The organism is Lutibacter litoralis (genome assembly GCF_014646675.1).
GTDB classification, from domain to species: Bacteria; Bacteroidota; Bacteroidia; order Flavobacteriales; family Flavobacteriaceae; genus Lutibacter; species Lutibacter litoralis.
In genome coordinates, this window is the sequence record NZ_BMNS01000007.1 from 244,805 (window position 1) to 248,646 (window position 3,842).

The window sequence follows — 3,842 nt, forward strand, 5'->3', positions numbered from 1 at the left end:
TTGTTTAGTAATTCTAGATGCATTTATACCTTTAGAAATAATATATTTATAAGTAGATTTAATAACAACTTTTAAAAGTATTTTATAATGAATAATAAGCAGCCGCATATAATTTCTTGAAAAAATTGTCGTCCCCACAACGGTAGTAGAATCCAAGTAAATGCATAGTACGACTGCCTTTTTTATTTCATTTTAATAATTATAAATTCAGTTCTTCTATTTAATTGATGTTCTTCTTCAGAGCATTTTACATTATTAGCACATTTATTTACTAATTGAGATTCTCCAAAACCTTCGTATTTAGTTATTCTAGATGCGTCTATACCTTTAGAAATAATATATTTATAAGTAGATTTTGCTCTATTCTTTGATAAAACCATATTATAATTATCATTTGCTCTACTATCTGTATGAGACTCTAATCTAATCACCATTTCAGGGTATTTATTCATTAAAGCAACAACCTTATCTAATTCAACGGCGGCATCAGGTCTAATATTGTACTTATCTAAATCAAAATAAATAGTTTCTAAATCTGCCAATATTACAACGTCTTCTATTGGTTTCATAGGTATATTTAAATCTACAATTAGTTCTTTCTCTTTTTCTAGACCAAAAGAACTAAAGTTTTTTGATACATCTTGATATTTTTCCTTTGAACCTTTTAATACAAATTTTTCATCTCTCGGAATCAAATGCTCATAAGCACCGTCTTCTTTTGTTATAAAATAAGCTAATTCCTCTCCATTTTCTCTAGTAAGTAAAACTTTGGCTCCTTCAACAGGATCATTGTTAACGGCATCATAAATAGTACCTCTTAATGTTAGTGGTGGTATTCTGGTAAAAGCATAAATATCATCACCACCTTCACCACCTTTTCTGTTAGATGAAATAAAACCTTTAAAACCATCTTTTGATAGGTTGTAAGCGAAATCATCTTTTTTACTATTAATTGGCTCTCCAAGATTTATAACATTTACAATCTTGTTATTTTCATCCTTTACAGCTGCAAAAACATCCATTAAACCTAGCCCTACATGTCCGTCAGAAGAAAAATATAATAGATCTTCATCATTATAAATGAATGGAAAAGCCTCATTTCCTTCTGTGTTAATCACATTTCCTAAGTTTATTGGTTTTCCTATAGTTCCATCTTCAAGAACATCACTAACATAAATATCGGTTCCACCAATACCACCTGGCATATCTGATGCAAAATACAGTTTCTTTCCATCTTGGCTTAATGAAGGGTGATAAACTATATAATTTGGATTATTCAAATTAATTGGTTTTACATTTTCCCATTTTCCGTTTACCAATTCAGCGCTATAAATTCCAACATGCATAATTCCTTGAGAATCATTTATTTTTTTTGACTCGTAGTAATTATTTCTGGAAAAATACATTTTAGTTCCTTCACTGTTAAAAGTTGCAGGACCGTCATGATGAATTGTATTTACACTACCTTCCAACTGTTTTGTAGCCGCTACTGAAGCTTCTTCTTGAGAAACTTTATATAAATCTAGTAAAGGTTGTTTGTCCCAAGCATATAATCTTTTTACCGAAACTCCTTCATCTCTCGATGAACTAAAAACAATATCACCGTTCAACTCTACAGCACCAAACTCATTGAATTTAGTATTTATATTTAATTTTTGTAGCGTGTTTTTTTCTGAAGCATTAAAAATAGCACTTGCTAAATCATCATTTTTGAAAAAACTTTTTACTCTAGAATCTTCCTCATTTCCGGCATCTTTAAATTTTCGCATCCACTTTTTTGAAGCTTCGTAATCACCATTTGCTCTTAAGGTTTGTGCGTAATATAAATAATATTCTGAAGGAACATTTTCTTGTTTCACAACCTCTTTATAAATTTCTAATGCTTTTTCAGGTTGACGTAACATAATATATGCATCACCCAGTTTACGCATTGCATAATGCTTATTAAAACTTGTATCAATTAATTTTTCATAGGTATCGATTGCTTTTACAAACGAAAAATTATTAAATTGTCTTTCAGCTCTCTTTTGCTTTACAGTTTGTCCAAATACCGATGTACTTATTAAAACCAAAGCAACAAATAAAATTTTTATATTTTTCATAATTTTCATCATTTATTTGGTTAGAAATATCTTGGAGATTTTTGTTTCCTTTTCAGGAATTTAAATTCATACATCAACAAGATTTCATGTGATCCGGAAGTGTAAGGTCTAATTTCTCCAGTAGGTATTTCATAAGTGTATCCAACTCTAAATTGATCTGTAACTTGAAAATCTACTAGTGCGCCTATAGCTTTTTGATCTCCATTAAATCTATATGAACCTCCCAACCAGAACTTTTCATTAAATAAGAAGTTTGCTGTTAAATCTGTTGAAATTGGAGCTCCTTTTGTATATTTAAACATAAATGAAGGCTTTAATTTTAAATTATCATTTAAATTAAAAACATACCCTCCAATTGCATAATAATGGACTCTCTCTAGTGCGGCAAATTCAGTATCATTGTTTAAATCATGATTAACCATTTTGGGTATTGAAAGACCAGCATACCATTTATTAGAATGTAGTAATAGACCCGCTCCAAAATTCGAATTCCATCTATTTAATTTTTCATTAAAATAAGGATCTTGATTTACTTCTGTAGCATTATATAACTCCTCAGCTAATTTATAATAAGTCATACCTCCTTTTAATCCAAAACTGATATCTACCTCCTCACTTACTTTTAAAGTATATGAAAAGTCTGCATAAACATAGGTAAAGTTTTCATAACCAGATTTATCATTAATTAATGATAGTCCTAAACCAATTTTCTCATTTCTTAATGGAGAATGTATAGATAATGTTTGTGTTTGTGGACCTCCATCAAACCCTGCCCATTGATTTCTATTTAATCCTACAATACTCAATGCATCTCTACTACCTGCATAAGCCGGGTTTACAGCAATTGTATTGTACATATATTGAGTAAACTGTGGTAACTGTTGTGCATTAGAATATTCTAATCCTAAAACCAGCATTACTATAAGTATAATTATACGTTTCATAGATTTATTTTTTTTAGTTTGTTCCTAAATATATATATCCAGTAATTGGTTCAAAACCACTACTTAATACATTAACAATATAATAATATGTTCCAGTAGGCAATTTTGTGCTAGAACCAATAGTTGCACCACCAGTATTAAAATTACCTCTCCAATTGTTTTGATAATTATTTGATTGATATACCATTTTGCCCCAGCGGTTAAATATTTGAACATCAAATGTAAATCCACAACCTTCTAAACCTAATAGTTCAAATTGATCATTAAATCCATCATTATTAGGGGTCACAACTTTTGAGATTTCTAAATCTGTAGTTGAACAAGGCAACACAACACAATCATCGTTTACAAGAATATAGACTTTAATAATTCTACCACAATCACCAGGTTCAGTATAAGTAAATTGATATGCTCCTAAATTTACAATAGAAGGATCAAAAAAGTCTCCGCTTAATCCACCACTATTTAGATCATCTGTCCAATTTCCACCAGGTATAAAATCTTCAACTAATAAAGTTGTAAGATCTAAGTCAACATCTTCAATACATAAGGTAATTGCATCGTCAATTTTATCAATAATTTCGACAGTTAAATCTTCTGTTACAGTGAAAACTTCACTAGTTGTTGAACAACCATTGTCAGAATCTGTTACTGTTACAGTATAGTCATTAGGCTCAGTTACTACAATTGTTGCAGTAGTTTCACCAGTACTCCATAAGTAACTTGCAGTACCTTGCAATGTTGAGCTACTTGCGTCTAATGTTACACTTGTAGTTGCACAAGTTAATTCTGAATC

At 30.1% G+C, this 3,842-nt stretch carries 3 protein-coding genes; all 3 read right to left on the reverse strand.

Annotation, left to right across the window (positions count from 1 at the left end; genetic code table 11):
* Window positions 1-182: 182 nt before the first annotated feature.
* Window positions 183-2,102, reverse strand: coding sequence for an OmpA family protein (locus IEW75_RS12645; protein WP_134248869.1), 1,920 nt, complete (start codon window positions 2,100-2,102; stop codon window positions 183-185).
* 20 nt (window positions 2,103-2,122) lie between these two features.
* The gene (locus tag IEW75_RS12650) at window positions 2,123-3,046 is read right to left on the reverse strand and encodes a PorP/SprF family type IX secretion system membrane protein (protein ID WP_134248868.1); all 924 of its coding nucleotides are present in this window, start codon (window positions 3,044-3,046) and stop codon (window positions 2,123-2,125) included.
* Between the two features lie 13 nt (window positions 3,047-3,059).
* A partial coding sequence (locus IEW75_RS12655; RefSeq protein WP_188704055.1) for a T9SS type B sorting domain-containing protein occupies window positions 3,060-3,842 on the reverse strand: 783 nt, incomplete at its 5' end.